The sequence below is a fragment of the Cryobacterium ruanii genome (assembly GCF_004404055.1).
In the GTDB taxonomy this organism is placed as follows: domain Bacteria; phylum Actinomycetota; class Actinomycetes; order Actinomycetales; family Microbacteriaceae; genus Cryobacterium; species Cryobacterium ruanii.
In genome coordinates, this window is the sequence record NZ_SOHK01000007.1 from 24,362 (window position 1) to 44,883 (window position 20,522).

Genomic DNA, 20,522 nt, shown 5'->3' on the forward strand with positions numbered 1-20,522 from the left:
TCCCTAGACCGATTGAACGGCGTCTGCCGTACGTATTCCGTGCTGCGCGGCTTCGAAGCGCTCTAGGCGCATAGTCGCCGTAGCGCTGTGCGCGGCCATACCTTCGGAGTCGGAAATGATTTGAACAGCCTCCGCGAGTAGCGGTGTGCATTCGCGTTCGACGCGCTGGTAGGTGAGAGGTTTGACGAATCGTGCGGCAGACAGGCCGGCGCTGTGCTTGGCTCCTCCCGCGGTCGGAAGAACATGGTTCGTGCCCGCCATCCCTTTGTCCGAGTAGGCAACCGTGCTCCACTCGCCGATGAATAGCGATCCATAGTTGCGCAAGTGATCATGGTAGTAGGCGTCATCGGTCGTGATGATCTCGAGATGCTCTGGGGCTAGGTCGTCCATGAGCGCGATGGCTACGTCACGATCATTGGCCACCGTAACGGATCCAAAATTGTGCCACGCTGGCCCTGCGATAGACGCGGTCGCAAGCGTTTCGAGCTGGCGGTCGACTGCCTGCATGACCGCCAAACCGAGTTCCTCCGAAGTTGTGATCAGCGCAGCGGGAGACGTGGGGCCATGCTCAGCTTGCCCGAGCAAATCGGCGGCAACTATTTCGGGATCTGCGGATTCGTCTGCGAGCACCGCCACTTCAGACGGTCCAGCGAGCAGATCGATCGCGACGGTACCGAAAAGCTGACGCTTCGCCTCGGCAACGTACGCGTTACCAGCGCCGACGAGCATGTCGACGGGTAGTTCGCCGAGTAATCCGAACGCCATCGCCGCTAGGGCTTGCACGCCTCCGAGAACGAACATCTGGTCGACGCCGGAAAGATAGGCCGCGTAGGCAACGGCGTCGTTGGCGGTTCCGTCCTGTTGCGGTGGCGTGCATGCAATTACGGTAGGAACTCCCGCCTCTTTTGCTACTCCGATAGTCATGAAGGCACTCGCGGTGAGCGGGAAGCGGCCCGCTGGCAGGTAAGCCCCGACCCGGGATACCGGCACGTAGCGCACTCCGGTTACCAGTCCGGGGATGGGTCGGGTTTCGAAATCGACCAGGCGAGACCGTTGTTCCCGTGCAAATGAGCGGGTTCGCAAACTTCCGAGTTCGATAGCGGTGCGCAGTTGTGGGGTCAGGCGATTTCCTGCCGCGGCGATCGACGCCCGATCCAGTTCGATCTCGCGGCCGTCCCAGCGGTCGAGTTTCGTGGCGTAGTCGCGGACAGCGTCCATACCCCTGAGCTCGATGTCACTCAGCATCGCCGATACCGTCGCGATAACGGACGGATCACGTTGCGCGGCGGGCGCATCAACCAGCGGAACTTTCAGTCGATGAAACGCTCCATCAAATTTGTCCAACGCGCCTTTAGAAAAGATCATGCTCAGAGTCTAAAAGAATCTCGAAGTACAGGACAAGAACCCACCTTCCTTGTCCTCCCATAGGCTTTGGCTATGACAACTATCACGCAGCTACGGGCATTTCTTGTGGCGGGCACTGTTGGTTCATTCACCGCAACAGCAAAAGAGCTTGGGTTGACGCAACCCACAGTTTCCGAACTCGTTCGGAAACTCGAGGATGAGCACGAACTTGCACTATTCGTACGCACTGGCCGGAAGCTAGTGTTAACAGCCGCGGGAGAGGAATTGTTTCCGTGGGCCAGACGCGTTGTGGAGAGCGCGGATGGTGCCGACGAAGCCTTGCGAGCACTTCGCGGAATCGAAGGCGGCGTAGCATCCTTCGGGGTTTTAAGAAATGCGCCATTTTATTTTCTCTCAGACCTCGCCGAACGCTTTCATCAGGAACACCCAGGGGTTCGAACGCGCCTCGTCGGTCAAAACTCCTTCGAGGTCGCCGAGGCAGTCAGATCGGGCGAATTAGAGGCTGGTCTCGTCGTCCTACCCGTACCGGATCACGATCTGGATGTAAAACCATTGATGAGAGATGAAGTGCTGTGGGCGAGCGCCGATCCCAGCCGCACGGCGTGCCCGATGACAATGGAGGCTATCAATGAGGCCCCTCTTATCCTTTATGACGCCTATTACGGGTGGAACGACCCGACGAGGCGGCAACTCGCTGCCCGCGCTCAAGTGGCGGGAGTGCGCTTGGAGCCGATGATTGAGGTCGAAAACATAGATTCGGCACTCGGCCTCGTTTCTCGCGGCGTGGGTGACACCATCGTTTCCAAGGCCGTGACGCGCCATTCGATTTTTCCTGCGAACGTCCAGACTGTGGGCTTTGCCGAGCCCATTTTCGACACAATTGCCTTGATCACCCGACAGAATGCCACGCTCTCACCAGTCACTGCCAAGCTGGCCATCATGGCAACGACCATGATGCTTTCCCCGCCCAGCTGATCGATCGGGGCGCTTCCCATGACTCTGAGGACCTGAATTTGGTCGCAATAGGCCTTGCCTATGAGTTTTATAGGTTCTTCCCTGCTTGTACCAATAGCTAATGCCTCACTACTCTTACGTCAACCGTTGAGGTAGATCGTAGATGTGACGCGTGCGGCTATCCCAGCCATGGCGCACCTCGCGACTGAGGAGCACCAAATGAACGCTGTGAGCACCACAATTCCGTCGGACGTCGATTCATCCCGCGGGGAACGCATTGAGTCGCGATCGATCGATTGGGTTCCGCTCAACGAGCGCCGCGGCAAACCAGGGACACTATTCCCCTTATGGTTCATGTCCAATGCGAACATCACAACCCTCGCGACGGGCATGCTCGGTGCCGCGCTGGGGGCCACGTTGGCGACCTCCCTCTTGGCCATTGTGTTGGGAGTAGCGGTCGGCACCGTTTTCACCGCATTCCACTCGGCCCAAGGCCCACAGCTCGGCCTCCCGCAAATGATCCAGTCCCGGGCCCAATTCGGCTACCGGGGGGTCATCTTGATCTGCGCGATTGTCGTGTTCAGTCTCGTCGGATTCAACATGTTCAACCAGATGCTCGGCGCGGACATCATCAGGATGACGACCGGTGTGGATGCGAGCGGTTTGTGGTACCTGCTCATCGGCGGTCTTGCCGTAATTCTCGCGATCTTCGGCTACCACTGGATCCACGCAACCCAGAAATGGCTGACGCTCCTCTTCTTGGTTACCTTCGGTCTGTTCACGATCGCCGCCGTAGCGGTTGTGCCAATCGACCCTGCTCAATTCACCTTCGCAGATTTCAATTGGACAGCATTTCTGGTTCAATTCAGTGCAGCAGCGGCCTATGCACTTGGCTGGGCCCCCTACGTATCGGACTACTCCCGCTACCTTCCGCCGCAGACTAGCCCCGCCAAAGCACTCACGTACACCTACGGAGGAGTGTTCGTCGGGGCGGCATGGCTCATGGCACTCGGCGCACTTGTTGCTGCGGCGTTCGCGGGCGCTTCACCCTTAGACGGCGTCCGCGACGCCGCGGACATGATTTTGCCGGGGGCCGGTTTCTGGCTTCTACTCGCAGCTTTGCCGGGGCTCATTAGCGTCATCACGGTCAATATCTACGCTGCATCACTCGAACTCATCACGATCGTCGATTCGATCAAGCCGATCAAGCCGACTCGCGCGCTTCGCGTTCTTGGATGTCTTGTTATCGCCGCTGCCGCCTACATTGGATCGCTTTTAAGTACTGGCGAATTCCTGGCGAATTTCGGCAGCTTCCTCGTCATTCTGCTTTACGTCCTTGTGCCGTGGACTGCTGTCAACCTGGTCGACTATTACTTCGTGCGACGCGGCAACTATGCAATACGAGACATATTCATACCAAATGGTATCTACGGATCGTGGGGTTGGCGGGGGCTCGTGGCTTACCTCGTGGGAATTATCGCCATGATCCCGTTCGTAGTAACCACTTGGTACACCGGCCCGGTCGCGCTGTCACTGGGGGGCGCTGACCTCGCACTCTTCGTGGGTCTTGCTGCGTCGGCGATCGTGTACCTGGTTTTGGCTCGCAGTATTGATTTCGCGCGCGAACGAGAAGTTGCCGCGCGAGATAGCGCAGAATTTGGCGAATCTGCCGTCGCGTTCCACTTAGGTGCCAGCGCAGGATCCAAAGTGTCGGAAAGCTGAGCGCGGCCGGACGCTAGGCCGCTGAACCAGAGGGCGAGGTGAGATTGTTAAACTTCGCCTCGGCCTTGCGGCGCCTCGCAACGTTCTTCACGACGAACTGCACAAAGTCTTCGTCGCGGTCGCCGATGAACACGTCTTCGACCGTGCAGGCGGGTGGTTCTCCGGGCCACGCAGTGTGCCGAGTGTGCCGTTCGCGTTCCAGTCATGTTCCCGATACTGCCACCCAGTCTCGGAGGCGTTGGCGGGCATCCGCGAAGTCGCGATGCCAGCCGAAGGGGGCTGATCCGTGCTGGTCGGGGTCGTAGGCGCCGATCCAGTGCAGGTGTAGGGCGGAGAGTTCCCAAACGAGTTCGGGGTGCCGATGCCAGAACGGCGGCACAACTGAAGTCGGAAGCGGAAGGGTCTACGCCGGCGGCATCTAGTGTCGGGTGTTTTCCACGAATAGGCTCGGCGCTATGGCGCTTCGACTAGTTCAGGTGAATTTCAAATCTTGGGATGACTCGGCGCTCGGCCGGTTTTGGAAGGATGCGCTCGGTTGGGGCGTGTCCAGCGAGACGCCGGGTGTGACGAACGTTGAACCCTCGGGATTGGTCCTGCCGGATCCAACCGCCGTCTGCGTTGATGTCGTCACCGTGCCAGATCTCGAAACGGTGAAGTACCGCGCGCACCTGGATCTCGCCACATCTTCCTTGGCTCATCAGACGGAATTAGTGGCGCGGTTGAAGGAGTTGGGTGCAATATCCGCTGATATCGGCCAGGGTGACGTGCCGTGGCGAGAGGCGTTCAACGATTCGAAGCAACGCAGGACCGCGGGCAAAGAAGTCGGGCAAAAGGCACTCATCGGGCCCGGTCGGCGCCATTGAGCTGCCCGTTCTCAAAATGGTTATGAAAAAGGCCCTAAACCCGGGGCATGAAAGTCAGTCAGCTGCGATCACACTTGTCGCGGGTGCGCACGGAGCACACGCGTTGCCGTCCCCGTGCCAATTGACAGCAACGGAAGACTCTGGCGAGGCGAGACGCCTTACGCGACTCGAGACTTGTAGTGCCAACGCGGTTCGAATCACTTTCGCACGACACAGCTGCGGAAATAGATGAGGTTCGCTGCGGATAAAGAGCCATCCGGCGACTCGATCACGTCCATCACGCCGTCGACGTAGCCGTTGTGGAGCTGGATTGACTGACTCGCAAGCCACTCGTAGTCCAGAACGTCATAGGCCTCCGGCCAGGGATCGATGTCTTTGATAATGTACCCCGTGACGTCATCTCGATTCATCCCGAACGCGTCATAAGCCGGCGTGGCCTCCGCCGCCTGCCCTTCAGCGGCGTCATCTAGTCCTGACCGGGCGGCTTGGCACATCAGCCCCTTGAGGAGCTTCTGCTCTAGACCTACGACGACATTCCGAAAGTCGTCACTTGGGTTTTTCAGCAGGCTGGAATTGGCGAGGCGCACTGCGTCATCGTTCATTCCGATCTCCCAACCGATGGCAAGTTGAAGAACTCTGTCAAGTTCCTTGTAGAACGCAACCCACCGTTCACCCGACGCGAGAAGCGCCAGCTCATTGTCGGTGAGCGTAGTGCCGGCGCGAACCGCATCGTCTGCTTGTCGCACCGCATCGTCGAGCCCTGACGGCACTGCGATTACTGTCTCTCGCGCAATTACAGCGAAGTCGTCCAGGTAGCCACTGAAACTGGAGCTGGCCTCTTGCAGGCCAGCTTTCAGTACACCCCGAAGAGCGCTCGGGGTTCCTCCGGCGCAAGCAGTCAGGCCCAGAAGTACAACGCAGGATAGGGCAAGGACCTGCGCCAGTCGAGAGCCTGTGTCTTGCGAGCGGCGCGACACGTCAAGCCGCCCAAATCCCGTAGGTGCACACGGAAATGGCATCGGCCACGAGGTGGCATTCCGGGCAGCCACGCAGGGCGTTGGGTCTCTTGCCCCTCAGCATCCTGGACCTTATGGACTTTGAAGCCAATTCATCACCGCCCTGTGACAATTTCACCGATTGCCAGGATTTTCCTACCGAAGTGCTCCGCGCGCAAGGGGCAACTGTTGGGCACGTTGACTCAGTGGAAACCTCGCGTGGCTGTATTCGACGCCTGACGCAAATTTGCAGCGCGTCGGGTGCACGCCCGGACCCACCGTCTCTGCTGGCTCTGGACGATGCCAGCAATCTTGCCGCCGAGCCGGCCAATCGCCCGCATGAGTGATAGCGCTGACCGTTACCCTCACACGCAGCCGTTGCCGACGGTAGGATCCGTTTAGGCGCAGAGTCCTGGGATCAGGAGGCGTCGGCGCGGGCGTAGAACCCGGCCTCTGCCTTGCGTCGCCGAGCGACGTCATCGAGGTCGAGACCATCGTCTACGCCCGGGCTGTCGAGATAGTCGCAGAGCGAATGCGCCGGGTCGACCTGCTGACCGGCCGCGACGTAGCAGCGGCCGTGCGGAGCACGAAGGCCGAGGTAGGCGCGAAGAGCGGCAACGGCAGTTCGACCGAATCGTGAAAACCGTCGTGGCAGACGCTCACCTTAACAGCGCTCGATATGCCCACGAATCCGAGATGGAGATCCAAGCGAGAGTGCTTCGGGGAATGCCTCACCAACCGGTCGAGTCAAAGATCGTGGCGCTCGCGATGCCAGAGGTTATCGAGCGCGTACCCACGATAAGGCTGACGGTTGAGGATACTCGGAGCGCCGCCCGGTTGGCGATATTGCGAATGGATGTACCTCGCTAAGTTTTCACGAGAGGCTTGAGAATCGGACTCACCGCTAGATCCGATAGCTCTCTGGGTGTTTACCGTTCCTTAGGCTAAAAACCCTTGCCGTGTAACCGGCACTCTGACTGGGAGCAGAGTCAGACCCAGCGACCAGAGTGCACTACTCCTATGCCTGAAATGGTGGCGTTGGCAATATCGTCCGCTATTGTTTCGATCCTGCTGCCGTGGCCGCCGGTACCTCGATCAGGCGCCCGGATGCAACGTCGTAAATATAGCCATGGATCGGGATGTTTCGCGGTATGAGCGGGTGCGCTTTGATTCGTTCGACATCCTCCAGCACGCTGGACGCCTGATCTGAGATTGTCAGCCAGTCAATGTACTTCGCCTCGGCGGAGCCCGGGCCGGTGCCGATGTCGTAGAACCCTGCCTCTCCCAAGGCTGCTGTGTCCAAGCTGTTTGCTAGGAGGCCCCGGATGACGTCGTCGGTGAAGAATTCCATTCCACAGTTGGTGTGGTGAATGACGAACCACTCTCTGGTACCCAGCAGCTTGTATGAGATGACGAGGGAGCGAATGGCATCGTCAGAGGCGCGCCCGCCGGCGTTGCGGATCACGTGCGCGTCGCCCTCGCTCAAACCCGCGTACTTGGCAGGATCGAGGCGGGCGTCCATGCAGGTGAGGATGGCGAAGCCGCGCGCTGGCGGCAGTGCGAGTGTGGACTTCTCACCGAATGATTGGGCGTAGACGTCATTAGCTGCTTTGATTTCCTCGAGCACGGTCACGGATGCATCCTTCGTAGTCGGAAAAAGCGACCTTGGTTGGCCGACTTTTGTAGATCGTACTCAGCGAGCCTGCGAGCGAAACATATATTTCGATATGTTCCGATGATCAAACGGGCCCCCGCCCGGTCACGCCATTTCGACCAGCCGCGTAACGGGCACATGCAAAGCACGCAGGCCCGCGGTGCCCGATTGGAGTGATCTGGTCGGGCTTTGCACGCCCTGGTTTGGGTGGATTCGGCGGTACTCGCGCGAGGCCATGGTCCCAGGCCGTGGTGGTTACTCGGGCTTGTGGTAGCCAAGGTGCGGGAGATCTCGTCGGCCTTGGCGCGCCCGCACGCTCCGAGGCGGCCGATCCTAGCCAGGAAGCGCTCACGCGGCGTCGAGACACTCATGCCAGCGACGACGCGGCCGCTGCTGTCCATAATGGGGACGCCGACGCAGCAGGTGCGTAGTTCGTTTTTCTTGAGGCGGGGCGGAAGCGCGTGCGCGGTCCTCGGCCAGGGTCGCTTCGAGCACCACGGCGTCCACGGTGTCCACGGGTTCCTCTCGCCCGCTGTTCGTCTCGCGGAGGACTCGAGCACGTCCGCTGAAGCACAGGCCATGCTCACTGGTGAGTATTTGATGCCTTAAGAGCCACCACAACTTGCGGGTCAGAGCCATTGATCGTGCGGAAGAGAGCCAGTCGTGGTGCGACTGGGAGCCACTGGCTCTTTTCGCGGCCGCGCCGCCGTTCCTTGAGTGGAAAAGAGTTGCGGCTGCGCTGCCGCGCCCGTTGTAGTGCACTACGGATTGGTCGTGGTGGCCTCGGCGACGCTTCCCTGACGGACTGGTAGCGATGATGTCGGAGTTCTTGCCACCACACGGCTCAGCCCGTGGCGAAACGCCAGTGGTCGCCGCGGCGGGTACTAAGCGAGCCCACCGGCGGTGCCTGACCGCAAGGCGTGCTGCTTCGTTATGTCCGCGCCATGATCCGGCGATACAAGGCGCCGAAGGGATTCTCGCGACGGTCGCCGTTTTAGTGGACTTTCACGACGCGGACACCATTGCCAAACGCGACATGGTCCCGAATGTTCTCTGCCGCCGGCGTCGGGGTGGGGTAGTACCAGGCGGCATTCACGTTCTCCTGCCCGTCGACGATGAGCGTGTAGTACTTTGCAGAGCCTTTCCATGGGCACTGCGACGTCAACGATGTGCGGGAGAAGTATGCAGAATTGAGCGACTCAGCCGGGAAGTACTGGTTGCCTTCAACCAGGATGGTTTCATCCGACTCTGCCAGCACGACATCATTCCAGACTGCTTGATACATGGCTTGCTCCCTGCGCGTTGTGTGCGAGACTGACCCGCAACTGCACCAAGTGTAGGCGGCTTTCCCTGCTCGGTTCTATAACCAGGAACACACACGGCGCACGCCCAAGAACATGAGCATGACCTCGGCTGTGCGCCGTAGTGCTCAGTCAGATGTCGCTGGCACTTTCAAACATTGAGGCCTGGGGGCGCTGGCTAGCAATGACCCCAGGTCGGTCGCACCAAGCCACCCCACGACGACGAGGGCCTCGACGTCGCTGAGGCCGTAGCCCCACGCGGCCAGCCGCCGGATTCCAGACCCCGGCAAGCGCGGAACATGGTCGTACTACAGTCTGGTGCCCGGGTTGCTGGACTCGGTCGCCGGGGTGCTCGCCACGGTCTGAGGGCCGCTTTCGGCGGCACTTGCGGCGGCATCCGTTGCCAGCGTTTTCCGGCGACGATAGATTTGCACGGCAATCACGATGGGAATGACGATCAACGCAATAGCGCGCATCCAGGGCTGATCAAGACGGTGCCTGGTCACTCCATCGAGCGAGATCGGTCCGGCACCGGACATCGCGAATGCCGCGGCAGCGACGCCGAGCAGGGCCGGGTATTCGAGACCACCCTCGGTTGCAAAGAAACCATTCGGGGTGTTTACACTCGCGGCGACGCCCATCGTGATCGCCGCCCCTGCGCCGGCAGCCGGCGTCGCCAGCCCGAGGGCGAGGGCGGCGCCCGCGCCCGCTTCGCCGATTCCGGCCATCACGGCGCTCTGCTTCGCGGGGCGGAACCCCATCGCGTTCATGGCCGTGGTTGTCCCCGCGACGCCGCCGCCGCCGAACCAACCGAAAAGCTTCTGGGAACCGTGCGCGACGAGCACCGATCCGAGCGCCACTCGGAAAATCGTTTGCGCAATCGTTGTGGACGTAGCGGATGTGTGCACCATGATCTGTCCTCCCACGTGCATCGGCGGCGCCGGGCCCGGCGCCGGTGCGAAGAACGCTTTCTTTCTAGGCTAGCTGCCCCCGCGCACCGACAGAAGAGGCGGCGTGAACCGTCCCTAGGTAGTGTCCGCGCCGCCATTTCCGTGCCGCTGCCCGTGCCCTTTTAGGGTTGTCCCGGCGGGGAGCGCGAGGGAATCCCCGCGTCGGCCAGCCCGAAGGCTGGCCAGTCCCGCCCCCTCGGGTACCCTGCAAATCCTTGGCGTGCAAAATCGGGTGCACCCCGGTGGTATCAGGACGCCGGTGATTGTGGGACTGGGCCTGAACCCGAGCAACACGGCCATGCATCGATTGGGAGAGCCTGAAGAAGTCTCCAACCTCGTTCTCTTTCTTGCGAGCGCTGAATTTCATTCTGCACCGGAGCAGAGTACCTTGCCGATGGTGGTGAAGCAGCAGACCTTTTTAATCTCATACCTCTGTCGCGGGTTGCCATTTAGTCGGGCTGTTTCGTCCCGGGAATTCCCTGGAGAACAGTGCATGGGAGATCCGCAGTGTTGGCTGTGACGGTGATATCAGTCGCCGATGCAGTTCGGTTTGAGCGGGGTGCCTGCGTCAGACTCTGACGCCTGTCATGAAGTGCATGAAAACGACGGTCTGCTGGGGATACCCCCGATGTTCTTCGTCAAGTCGTGAACGGGGTCCTGATTTCGCAAGGGGTACCTCGTGGAGCGTGACTAAGAAGACGTAGCAGCGCGGCGTGTGAGGGCGACGAGGGCTTGGTTGCGACGTTTGCCTCGGGCGCCTTGCCCTCGCAGGACCTGCGCCAGACGGAGCCGCCGAGGGCTCAGAAGGCGGCTAGAGATAGCGCGCGTTTGAGTATTTTGTTGCCTCATCTCGAGGGATGTTGGTCAGTCGCGGCGGGGCAGTTGAATTCCGTACTGTGCAAGTTTGCGGTAAACAGTGGCGCGGCTCATTCCCAGCTCGGCCGCTGCACCTTCTGAGGTGGCGCCGGGTCTGCTAAGCACGCGCACGATCTCGTCGCGCTCGAACGCCTTGATGCGCGAAAGATGTTCGCTGCGGGAAAGTATCTCGGGCGGAAGGTGGCGCACGTCGACCAAGTCGGTGCGTATCGCGGCCTCTCTGACGGTCTGCGCGAGTTCCTCGACGTTTCCCGGCCAGGCATAGTCGGTGAGCGCGCGTGAGGCGGCGGTCGTAAAATCGACCTCGCGGCGGCGTGCTCGCCAGGCTAGATGGTTGGCAAGGGGCAGGATATCGGCAGGCCGTTCACGCAGCGGAGGAACCTGCACCACGGTTTCGACCAGGGTGCGCAGCGGAAGCGGGATGGCATCGAAATGCTCCGCGGACACCGGGCAGGCCGTCGCGTCTGCGGTGCGCTCGCGGACCAGCATAGCTCGTAAGCGCTCGGCGGCCGGCGAGGAGAGATCATCGACGTCGCACAGCACGAACCCGGTTTTGGGGTGGCTGAGCTCGGGTGTCCAGACCGAGAACCACGAATCCGTGTCGCGCGGCGCTGGGGCACGTACGGCAAACAGCCGGTCGTGAGGATGCACCTGCCGAACGGCTTGGGCCAATAGCGTAGCTCGTCCCGAACCGCGCTCACCGACCGCTGCAACCATTCGTCCCGCGGTGAGGGCTTCGACGGTGCGGGAGACAGCTTGGTTCCAGGCGTCCGACAGATCGCGTAGTGGAGCGCTCCCCGACTGCTCCCGCAGACCCTCGATGCGGAAGACCTGGCCGCGCGATACCGGGCGCGTGTGGTGACCCTGCGATCGGGCGAGCATAAGGTTCGCGGTTGACGTGGCAGCCGTCTGCGCTAGCGCGAGCAGCAGGTCAGAGCCCTTCTCCGACCAAGTCGTCAGATTCACAGCCCCCTCAAGTCGACCGCTTACCGGGTCGAAGACCGGGGCAGCTGCACAGGTGTACAAGCGCAGGCTCAGCGTGTAGTGGTCCTGCGCGCGAACGAGGGTCGGCACTCGATCGGCGAGAGCGAGGCCGAGGCCGTTGGTGCCGGCTTGCCGCTCGGAGTACGAGAACCCCGGAGCCAAGTGAACATCGTCGAGCGCGTGTAGCAGCTGGCGATCTCCGCTGAGTCGGTTGAGCACGAGTCCGTCGGCGTCGGTGAGCATGAGTCCGATGGGTTCGGACGAGAGCGTGTCGTGCAATTCTTTAAGGACCTCACGCCCACACTCGACGAACAGCGACTCGTCGTCGTAGGTGCCCGAGAACATAGGCCGGACGTCGTCAAGGGAGACACCGTAGTCTTCGCTGCGCTGCCACGAAGCGAGAAGGCGAGGGGAGATCGCCGCCATCGGTGCGGTATGCACGTCTGCACGGGAGGGTAGGTCATGAGCGTCCATCAGCACCTTTGCGGTAGTCGGTCACGCACAGCTTAGGTGTTCCCGCCACCATGCTGCTGGGACCCATCTCAGAATGAGACGGCACCGACACGCCGCTGCGGAAAGCATCCGTTAACGTGACGTAGGTAATCACGATTCCCGCATACAGCAAAGGAGCAGGTATGTATCAGAAGGATGGCGAGAGCTACTTCATTGTCGACGCCCACGTTGCGCTCTGGGACGCGCGCCCTGAGAATCAGCGCAACATCCACGGCAAGCAGTTCATCGACTGCTTCTACGATTACCACGCCAACCTGTCCCCAGCTTCGGAGAAATGGCCCTACGAGGAATACCTCTATCAGGGCGGCGAGCGTTTTATCAAGGATGTTTTCACCGACGGTTACGTCGACCACGCCATTTTCCAGCCTGCCCACCTCGGCGAGTTTTACAAGACCGGCTTCGGGCAGACCGAAGAAGCGTTCGCGCTCACCCAGGCGAACTCTGGGCGGCTCACCTACAATCACAATTTCGACCCACGCAACGGCGAGGCCGGCCTGGACCAGCTGCGCGCTGACGCTGAGCGCTTCAATTTGAAGGGCGTCAAACTCTACACCGCCGAGTGGCACGGCGACTCCCGCGGCTACAAACTGAATGACCCATGGACATACCGCTACTTTGAGCTGTGTCGAGAGCTCGGCATCCGCAATATCCACGTGCACAAGGGTCCGACCATTCGCCCACTCGATCGCGATGCCTTCGACGTGGCCGATGTCGACCACGCAGCGACCGACTTCACCGACCTCAATTTCATCGTCGAGCACGTGGGCCTGCCCCGCCTCGAAGATTTCTGCTGGATAGCCACGCAGGAACCCAATGTGCACGGGGGACTTGCGGTAGCGATGCCGTTCATGCACACACGCCCGCGCTACTTCGCTCAGATCATGGGGGAGCTGCTCTATTGGATTGGCGAAGACCGCATTCAGTTCTCCTCCGACTACGCGATCTGGACCCCGCGCTGGCTGGTCGAGGCCTTCGTGGACTTCCAGATCCCGGAGGACATGACGGAGTACGCTCCCATAACGATCGAGCAGAAGCGCAAGATCCTTGGATTGAACGCGGCAAAAATGTACGACATTCCGGTGCCGGTTGAACTGCAGTTGCCCAATGCCAATGAGCGGGCGACGGGGCCGCGCCAGCCCGAACGGGCCGATCTTGAGACAGTGTGATGGCTGCCACGACGATGCCGGGAGCAGCGGCGCCCACTCTTCATTTAGTTGAGCGGGCACCGGAACCGCTCACGGAAAGCCACGTGCTGCGGGCTTTGGATTCGGTCATAGATCCTGAGCTCGACGAGCCCATCACCGACCTCGGATTCGTGCGCTCGGTGACGCTGACGGGTGCGGGCGTCGAGGTTCACCTGCGTCTGCCCACGTCATTCTGCGCACCGAACTTCGCCTATCTGATGGCGTCTGACACCAAAGACGTGCTAGCAGCACTGCCCAATGTCGGGGTGGTGACGGTCGAGCTCGACGACCACCATGACTCCGACATCATCAACCGCGGGCTGGCGGCGGACGCCGGCTACCAGGGAACGTTCCTGCACGAGGCGGAGAGTAGCCTCGATGAGTTGCGGGCGACCTTCCAGCGCAAGGCCCACACTGCGGCAATGGAACGCGCGCTCACCGCGTTCCTGCGCACTCGGCCCGAACTCGCCGAGGAGGCTATCGCGGCCGTGGTGTTGGGCGACCTGCCCAACGACTCGGCGAAGGCCGCCCTCATGCGCCGGCGGGACACGATCGGCCTGAGCACCGTCGACTTCGCAACGGTGCTCGTCGACGACCGTGGATCACCCTGCCCTGCGGCCTCCGCTGCCCTCGCTCTTCGCCGGGCTCGCTCGACCCGTATCTCGATCGATGGCAACGCACATTTCTGTCGGGGGTTGCTCGCGACGCGGTATCCGGGCTCCGAGGCCGACCAACTACCCCGGGCGCAGGAGAATTTCTTTCCCCTGTCTTCACTCATCCGCACGCATAAAAGGAAGATCGCATGAGCACCATGAGAGCCGTTCAGGTCGTCGACTACCACCAGAATCTCCAGATGACCGAGGTGCCAAAGCCTGAAATCACCGGGCCGTTCGACGTGATCGTGAGGGTCGGGGGTGCGGGGGTGTGCCGCACCGACCTGCACATCCTCGAGGGGCAATGGGAACAAAAGTCAGGGGTTACCCTCCCGTACACGATTGGCCATGAGAATGCGGGATGGATAGACGAGATCGGAAGTGCGGTGACGAACCTGGCAGTCGGTGACAAGGTGATCGTACATCCGCTCATCACCTGCGGGTTCTGCCGCGCCTGCCGATCCGGTGACGACGTGCACTGCACTCAGAGCGCCTTTCCGGGCATCGACACCCACGGTGGCTACGCCGAGTACCTCAAGACCTCGGCCCGCAGTATCGTGCGCATCGCCGATTCGCTCGAACCGGCGGATGTTGCGGCGCTCGCAGACGCGGGGCTCACCGCCTACCACGCCGCAGCCAAGGCTGCCCGACACCTGCGCCCTGCCGATCGCTGCGTCATCATTGGAGCCGGCGGACTCGGGCACATCGGCATTCAGGTGCTGCGGGCGCTCACGGCGTCGGAGCTGATCGTCGTCGACCGCAACCCGGCCGCACTCGAACTGGCGATGTCACTCGGTGCCGACCGCGGCGTGATCGCCGATGGGTCGCACGTCGACCGCATTCTCGAACTCACCGATGGGGTCGGAGCCGAGGCCGTGATCGACTTCGTCGGCGAGGGCGGGTCGACGGCAGAGGGAATTCGGATGCTGCGCCAAGCCGGAAACTACTATGTGGTGGGCTACGGCGAGAACATCGACGTGCCAACGATCGATATTATTTCGAGCGAGATCAATTTCATCGGCAACCTCGTGGGCACCTACACCGATCTCACCGAGCTGATGGTGCTTGCCGCACGAGGCCAGGTCACGCTGCATACGACGGCCTACACGCTCGACGACTTCCAGCAAGCGGTCGACGATCTCAGAGCTGGCCGAGTGCGCGGTCGCGCCATCCTCATCCCCTGAAACTGGCTGCGCCGCACCGAGCGCGGCCGCTCCCAATCGTCAAGTGATTGCGAGCAGTCGCTATCGGCCGTCGCACGCCAGGTTGCACGTTTAAAAGGAACGAGATCTTCCAGATGGGCGGCTGTCACGGATAGAGCGGCCTCCAGGCTCTCCCAGCCGCGTGGCCGGGTAAGGCGCTCCGTCATTTGCTACACGTTGAGTCCGCGGGCACTGCTCCAGCGACTTGGAGCAGTGCCTCGGCTCGGTCGACGTAATGGTCACACAGCGAGGTATTGCGTTCGGCGAGCCCGACGAAGCGGTACATAAACTTCGGGTAGGCCTCGTACCCATCCCACGAACGCATGAGATCGGCGACCAGGCACCGCTGAATCGCGGAGGTCAAAGATATGCTCCGCGTGCACGAGGAATTCAGCAGATCGAGCTCGCCAACGCGGCTAGCATCGCGATTAGCACGCATGCCCGTGCGCCCTGCTCCATCGTCCGCATCGACGTCACCGAACGGCCCCTCGAATTCGCATCAGCGGGTGAAGTCGGTGCCTTACTTCTCACAGGCAGCAGAAATCCAACTCGCCGCTTGACCCGTAGCCACTCTCCGGGGTCAAGGCCAGGACTGTTGGTATCTGCACTAGGTTGCCATCCACGGTGACCCGAAGAACTACGCCCATAACAATGAACAGGCCGCCGACGAGCTTGGGCGCGAGTGACGGTTTCATATCGTGACGGTATACCCCATCGGTCGCGATCGCATTTTTAAAAATGCTGCCAGTTCATGCCGCAGTGTCCATCCCTGCGGTCTAAGAGGGACTCGTGGCGCAACACGCGGCGGCGCTTAATTCTGGCGTTAATCAAGTCCATCACTCCCAAGATGAGTTCGTTTCGCAGAGGGTTCCCCAATGAAACGGCGGGCGGCAATGAAGCTTCCAACGCGGACTAAGCGTGATTCTTGTCGCTGTCGCCTATCCTGTCGGGGCGACGCTTGGATCGCTCGACGGTGGATGAGCTGGCGGCCGGCGGTGCTTTCGCTAATCGACCATGATGATCCAGCCGATGAAGAGGGTGAATACTGAGAGGAGAAGCAAGCCGATAGAGAACGAAACTGCCATCTGAGCAGCAGAACCTTCGGTTCATCGCCGTGTTCTGCCGCGACCTAGCGGAATGAGTTGGCAAAGTACTGGCTGGCCGTCGCTAGCATTTCGGGGCACGCAGAAAATAGCATCAGTCTCCCTGCTCGGGTGCGACGGCGGGCAGCTTGATCGGAAACATTGATTCGTCCGCTTCGGCGTCCCCGCCGCCGACAGTAGCCGGCACGCTGCCGGAATCTGCAGGCCGGGATGCTGCGGTCGTTGGAGCCGGGGACGGCCCGGTACGGTCCGCTACTTTCTCCACACGCACGGTCGAGTTTTTGAACAGGGGCTGCTTGGATACCGGATCCCATTCCGTCATCGTCAGTTCGTTGGCTGCGGTGGGGTGACCGTCCGGACCGGACCGTCCCAAATCCCAATAGCCGTAATGAAACGGTGCGAATACCGTACCCTCGCGCACGTTGCTGACGCGGGCGGGAACGACAAGTTCACCGCGACGGGAGGTGACTCGTACAGTGTCGCCCTCCAAGATATCGAGACGGCCAGCATCCAACACCGAGATCTCTAACCACGCCGACGGTGCCGCGTTGTTTAGCTGCCGGGCACGACCGGTGCGAGTGCGCGTGTGGAACTGGTACGCCGTGCGACCGGTCGTGTAGCTTAGCGGGAAGTCGGCATCCGGCTCTTCGGATGGTGGCGCGTAGGGTGCAGCCTTGAAAACGGCGCGTCCGTGAGTTTTCAGCGCACGGAACGCCTGCTCACCGACCGAGGCACCGGTAAGTAGGTCATGGCCGAACGTTTCGCATTCGTCTGGCTCGGTGGCGAAGACGCCGTCACCGTAGAGTCGAACTGTTCCGTCCGGATGCTCGTCGTTGCACGGCCACGGAATGCCGCTTCCTCCTCGAAGTCGCTTGTAGGTGATGCCGGTGTAGTCACACGGGCGGCCTCGGCTGCAGTCCTGCCAAGCGCGGAATCCATCCTCCGGCCCGGCCCAGTCGAGGAGTGGCGCGCCCGACTTCGTGCGGAAATTCATCCGCGCCGAGTAGTCAAGAAAAATGTCCAGGTCGCTCCTTGCCTCACCGGGCGGCTCGACGGCCTTGTCGGAGAGATGCACCGTACGATCCGCGTTGGTGAAAGTTCCTGTTTTCTCGCCCCAGCCCGCGGCCGGCAGCACGATATCGGCATACAACGCTGTTTCGGTGAGATAGAGGTCCTGCACGACGAGGAAAACGCTCTCTTGGCCGAGGATGGCGCGGATACGTTCCAATTGCGGCATCGAGACCGCCGGGTTCGTCGCCGAGATCCAAAGAAACTCGATGCTGCCTTGCTCGACACAACGAAAGATTTGCATCGCATGGGTTGGGGGGACCTTGTGCGGAATGACCGAAATATCAACGTCCCACAGCGTCGCGAGCTCGCTGACGTGCTCCGAATTCTCCCAGTTGCGAAATCCGGGGAGGTCTCCGTCCGCCCCGCACTCCCGATTGTTCTGCGCGGTGGGCTGGCCGTTCATCTGCAGCACCCCGTTTCCTGGCGCGCCGAGCTTTCCTCGCAGCAAGTGCATATTGTTCACCTGACAAGATGCCGCGGTTGCTTGCGCCGACTGGTAGAAGCCCTGCAAAACGGTGGAGAGTACCCGAGCACTCGTACCGAAAATTCGTGCAGCTTCTCGCACATCATCGACCGAGACACCGCAGGTCTCAGCTACTGCCTCTGGCGTCCATGGTTCCACGACGGCCCGCAATCTGTCGACTCCGATGGTGTGGGCCGCGATGTAGGCCACATCAATCCATCCGTTCATGAACAGTTCCCGGATCAGACCATTCATCAGCGCCTGGTTCGTCCCTGGACGCACCGCAAGGTGCACGTCCGCGACCCGCGCCACCTCAGTCTCGCGCGGGTCGATACAAACAATACGTGGCCGGTCGGACCCGGCGATCCGATCGAGCACCCTCGCCCACAGCACCGTCTGCGTCTCAGCCATGTTGTGCCCGTACAGGAACATCGCGTCACACTCGTCGATGTCGGCGTAGCTACCAGGCTGGCCATCCGTACCAAAGCTCTCTTTCATTGCCGCAGCCGCGGTCGCCGTGCACAATCGGGTGTTGCCATCCATGTGCGGGGTGCCGATACCGGCCTTGCCGAGAATTGCCAGCGCGTAGTACTCCTCGAGAAACAGTTGGCCACTGGTATAGAACGCGTGGCTCAGCGGACCCTTGTCCGCCAAAAGCTGCCTGCTTCGCTCGACGATCCGGGACATCGCCGTGTCCCAGTCGGTCTCGACCAACTCGCCACCGATTCGGATGAGCGGACGAGTCAGCCGGTCGCCGTTCGACATACCCTGCCAACTGCCGAAGAGGCCCTTCGGCCCGAGTCGCCCATGATTGACGGTGTCGATGGCTCGACCCCGCACTCCGACCATCCGCCCGTCTTTCACCGCGATGTCGCACGCGCAGCCATTGCTGCACAGCGTGCAAGCCGACTGCACCCAACGATCGACGTCGTCCTCACCGAGGCCATCAGCCAACTTCTGATCAACACGCACCGGCCACTTCTGGCCTCGGGCAAAGGGCGTCCTGGTGCCCCAGATGTCGCCGATCCTGTCCACCATGACAACGCCCTCTTCCGCTCTGATCTGTAGTCTGCGCCCGCTAGCGGTCCAGATCAATGTCACGACGGGATTCTTCTAGAGTGCTCTGTGGCAAAACGATATTGTGCGGGTTGTCTTCACAGGTACCACACTGACTTCTTTACCGACGTGCGGGCCAAAGGAGGAGACAACATGATCACGCATCACACTCCGAACCCTCCACGGTGACGCCCGAGCAGTTGCATCTTTCGTGGGCGTTGACGTGTCAACGCCGACCGAATACAGGGCCAGTATCGCGGACAGTTTCAAGCGGTCAATGCACGGGAGCATAACGACCGACCGGAGGCGAGTCTTTGTTGTTGAGGTTCGGCGGCGCAGTCGTCGGCAAATCTCGCGGAGCACTTCCGCCGCGGCTGTTCCAGTATGACCTGTCGGCTAAAATCGATACGACGTTTGTCGACTGATTACCGCTGAGGAATTCTGACCATGAAAACTCGCAAAGTAGCCATCATCACCGGGGGCTCCCAAGGCATCGGAGCAGGTCTGGTGTCCGCCTTCCGCGGGCTCGGCTACTCTGTCGTGGCCAATTCACGTTCCATCAAGGCGTCCGAACACTCGGAAGTCATTACGGTACCGGGAGATATTTCGGACCCCGATGTGGCCGGGATGGTCGTCAGCACGGCGATGGAGAAGTTCGGCCGAGTTGACACCCTCGTGAACAATGCCGGAATCTTTATCGGTAAGCCATTCACTGAGTACACCCAGGAGGACTACAACAACATTCTTCAGGTGAACCTCGGGGGATTTTTCCACATTACGCAGAAGACCATCGCGCAGATGGTCGAACGGGGAGCGGGCCACGTGGTGAACGTGACAACAACGCTTGTTGAATTCGCGAACTCAAGCGCTCCGTCTGCTCTCGCCTCGTTGACCAAGGGTGGGCTATCTTCCGTCACGAAGTCCCTGGCGATCGAGTACGCCGGCCGCGGTATCCGCGTTAACGCCGTTTCTCTGGGAGTAATCCACACCCCCATGCACCCGGAAGAAACGCACGGAATGCTCGCAGGCTGGCACCCGGTCGGACGGATTGGCACGATCGATGATGTCACCCATGGCGTCCTCTACCTTGAACAGGCCCCGTTCGTCACGGGCGAGATCCTGCACATTGACGGCGGACAAAGCGCCGGAAGCTGAGTCATGATTCGACGAGCAGGCTGCGCTGGCCGTCTCGTCTTCAACGATAGAAAAACGCATGGGAGAGAAACCGATGACCGCTCTTGATAGCATCGCTCGAGTTCGCATCTTGACGGAAGTCTTGGATGGGTGGGCAAATGGAATCCGTGAACATCAGCCGGAACGTGTCGCGTCCTACTTCACCGAAAACGCTCTATTTCAGGGCGTCGCGCCGACGCATTCGATTGGCAGGCTTGGTGTGATCACCTATTACGACAGCCAGCCTGTGGGTCTCAGCCCCGCGTTCCAAATACTGGAACACCGCCAGCTCTCCGACACAACACTGATCTCTTATGTCGACGTCGACTTCACCCATCCTGACGGTGTCGTCATTCCCGTACACCTGACGGCTGTTTTGCAATATGTCGATGCTTCTTGGCTCATCAGCCACTACCACGTTTCACAAGTCGAGTAGCAGC

At 60.9% G+C, this 20,522-nt stretch carries 17 protein-coding genes and 1 pseudogene; 8 read left to right on the forward strand and 10 right to left on the reverse strand.

Going from position 1 to position 20,522, the window contains the following annotated elements; genetic code table 11:
* Nucleotides 1–3: 3 nt before the first annotated feature.
* Nucleotides 4–1,365: a histidinol dehydrogenase gene (gene hisD, locus E3T47_RS03585; RefSeq protein WP_134554393.1), complete on the reverse strand. Its 1,362-nt coding sequence runs from the start codon at nucleotides 1,363–1,365 to the stop codon at nucleotides 4–6.
* 72 nt (nucleotides 1,366–1,437) lie between these two features.
* Here hisD and E3T47_RS03590 point away from each other — a divergent pair, with 72 nt between their 5' ends.
* Nucleotides 1,438–2,340 (forward strand): LysR family transcriptional regulator, encoded by a 903-nt coding sequence (locus E3T47_RS03590; protein ID WP_134554395.1) that lies wholly within the window; start codon nucleotides 1,438–1,440, stop codon nucleotides 2,338–2,340.
* Nucleotides 2,341–2,508: 168 nt separating this feature from the next.
* Nucleotides 2,509–4,041, forward strand: a complete 1,533-nt coding sequence (locus E3T47_RS03595; protein ID WP_198416579.1) for a purine-cytosine permease family protein — start codon at nucleotides 2,509–2,511, stop codon at nucleotides 4,039–4,041.
* A gap of 13 nt (nucleotides 4,042–4,054) precedes the next feature.
* Here E3T47_RS03595 and E3T47_RS03600 read toward each other — a convergent pair.
* A pseudogene (locus tag E3T47_RS03600) lies at nucleotides 4,055–4,444 on the reverse strand (hypothetical protein); the annotation flags it as partial.
* A gap of 73 nt (nucleotides 4,445–4,517) precedes the next feature.
* Here E3T47_RS03600 and E3T47_RS03605 point away from each other — a divergent pair.
* Nucleotides 4,518–4,904, forward strand: coding sequence for a VOC family protein (locus E3T47_RS03605; RefSeq protein WP_241981909.1), 387 nt, complete (start codon nucleotides 4,518–4,520; stop codon nucleotides 4,902–4,904).
* A 197-nt stretch (nucleotides 4,905–5,101) separates the two neighbouring features.
* Here E3T47_RS03605 and E3T47_RS03610 read toward each other — a convergent pair whose 3' ends face one another.
* The 6 genes from E3T47_RS03610 to E3T47_RS03635 all read right to left on the reverse strand — a co-directional run bounded on the left by E3T47_RS03610 (nucleotide 5,102) and on the right by E3T47_RS03635 (nucleotide 12,138).
* Nucleotides 5,102–5,674: a hypothetical protein gene (locus tag E3T47_RS03610; RefSeq protein WP_134554397.1), complete on the reverse strand. Its 573-nt coding sequence runs from the start codon at nucleotides 5,672–5,674 to the stop codon at nucleotides 5,102–5,104.
* 1,279 nt (nucleotides 5,675–6,953) lie between these two features.
* Nucleotides 6,954–7,532, reverse strand: coding sequence for a beta-class carbonic anhydrase (locus tag E3T47_RS03615; protein ID WP_134554398.1), 579 nt, complete (start codon nucleotides 7,530–7,532; stop codon nucleotides 6,954–6,956).
* Complete coding sequence (locus E3T47_RS16740; RefSeq protein ID WP_134554400.1) at nucleotides 7,529–8,134, reverse strand: IclR family transcriptional regulator domain-containing protein; 606 nt, start codon at nucleotides 8,132–8,134, stop codon at nucleotides 7,529–7,531. The genes E3T47_RS03615 and E3T47_RS16740 overlap by 4 nt, the downstream gene beginning before the upstream one ends.
* A gap of 413 nt (nucleotides 8,135–8,547) precedes the next feature.
* Nucleotides 8,548–8,838, reverse strand: a complete 291-nt coding sequence (locus tag E3T47_RS03625; RefSeq protein ID WP_134554402.1) for a DUF427 domain-containing protein — start codon at nucleotides 8,836–8,838, stop codon at nucleotides 8,548–8,550.
* A 324-nt stretch (nucleotides 8,839–9,162) separates the two neighbouring features.
* Complete coding sequence (locus E3T47_RS03630; RefSeq protein WP_134554404.1) at nucleotides 9,163–9,765, reverse strand: DoxX family protein; 603 nt, start codon at nucleotides 9,763–9,765, stop codon at nucleotides 9,163–9,165.
* 903 nt (nucleotides 9,766–10,668) lie between these two features.
* Nucleotides 10,669–12,138 carry an AAA-type ATPase lid domain-containing protein gene (locus tag E3T47_RS03635; RefSeq protein WP_174844631.1) on the reverse strand — a complete coding sequence of 490 codons (1,470 nt, stop codon included), beginning with the start codon at nucleotides 12,136–12,138 and terminating at the stop codon, nucleotides 10,669–10,671.
* Nucleotides 12,139–12,299: 161 nt separating this feature from the next.
* Here E3T47_RS03635 and E3T47_RS03640 point away from each other — a divergent pair, with 161 nt between their 5' ends.
* From E3T47_RS03640 to E3T47_RS03650, 3 genes are all read left to right on the forward strand, one after another.
* Entirely contained in the window at nucleotides 12,300–13,343 is a 1,044-nt protein-coding gene (locus E3T47_RS03640) for an amidohydrolase family protein (protein WP_134554406.1), read from the forward strand.
* An 83-nt stretch (nucleotides 13,344–13,426) separates the two neighbouring features.
* Nucleotides 13,427–14,167, forward strand: coding sequence for an iron-sulfur cluster assembly protein (locus E3T47_RS03645; protein ID WP_241981911.1), 741 nt, complete (start codon nucleotides 13,427–13,429; stop codon nucleotides 14,165–14,167).
* A complete protein-coding gene (locus tag E3T47_RS03650; protein ID WP_198416580.1) occupies nucleotides 14,164–15,198 on the forward strand; it encodes an NAD(P)-dependent alcohol dehydrogenase in 1,035 nt (344 codons plus the stop codon). Before E3T47_RS03645 ends, E3T47_RS03650 begins: the two co-directional genes overlap by 4 nt.
* A gap of 545 nt (nucleotides 15,199–15,743) precedes the next feature.
* On the opposite strand, the gene E3T47_RS16160 is transcribed toward E3T47_RS03650, so the two are convergent.
* Nucleotides 15,744–15,911 (reverse strand): hypothetical protein, encoded by a 168-nt coding sequence (locus E3T47_RS16160; protein ID WP_206751326.1) that lies wholly within the window; start codon nucleotides 15,909–15,911, stop codon nucleotides 15,744–15,746.
* 502 nt (nucleotides 15,912–16,413) lie between these two features.
* Nucleotides 16,414–18,891, reverse strand: a complete 2,478-nt coding sequence (locus E3T47_RS03655; protein ID WP_134555055.1) for a molybdopterin oxidoreductase family protein — start codon at nucleotides 18,889–18,891, stop codon at nucleotides 16,414–16,416.
* Nucleotides 18,892–19,356: 465 nt separating this feature from the next.
* Between E3T47_RS03655 and E3T47_RS03660 the strand changes: the two genes are divergently transcribed.
* Both E3T47_RS03660 and E3T47_RS03665 read left to right on the forward strand, forming a co-directional pair.
* The gene (locus E3T47_RS03660) at nucleotides 19,357–20,064 is read left to right on the forward strand and encodes an SDR family NAD(P)-dependent oxidoreductase (RefSeq protein ID WP_134554408.1); all 708 of its coding nucleotides are present in this window, start codon (nucleotides 19,357–19,359) and stop codon (nucleotides 20,062–20,064) included.
* 58 nt (nucleotides 20,065–20,122) lie between these two features.
* Nucleotides 20,123–20,518, forward strand: coding sequence for a nuclear transport factor 2 family protein (locus tag E3T47_RS03665; protein WP_198416581.1), 396 nt, complete (start codon nucleotides 20,123–20,125; stop codon nucleotides 20,516–20,518).
* Nucleotides 20,519–20,522 lie beyond the last annotated feature (4 nt).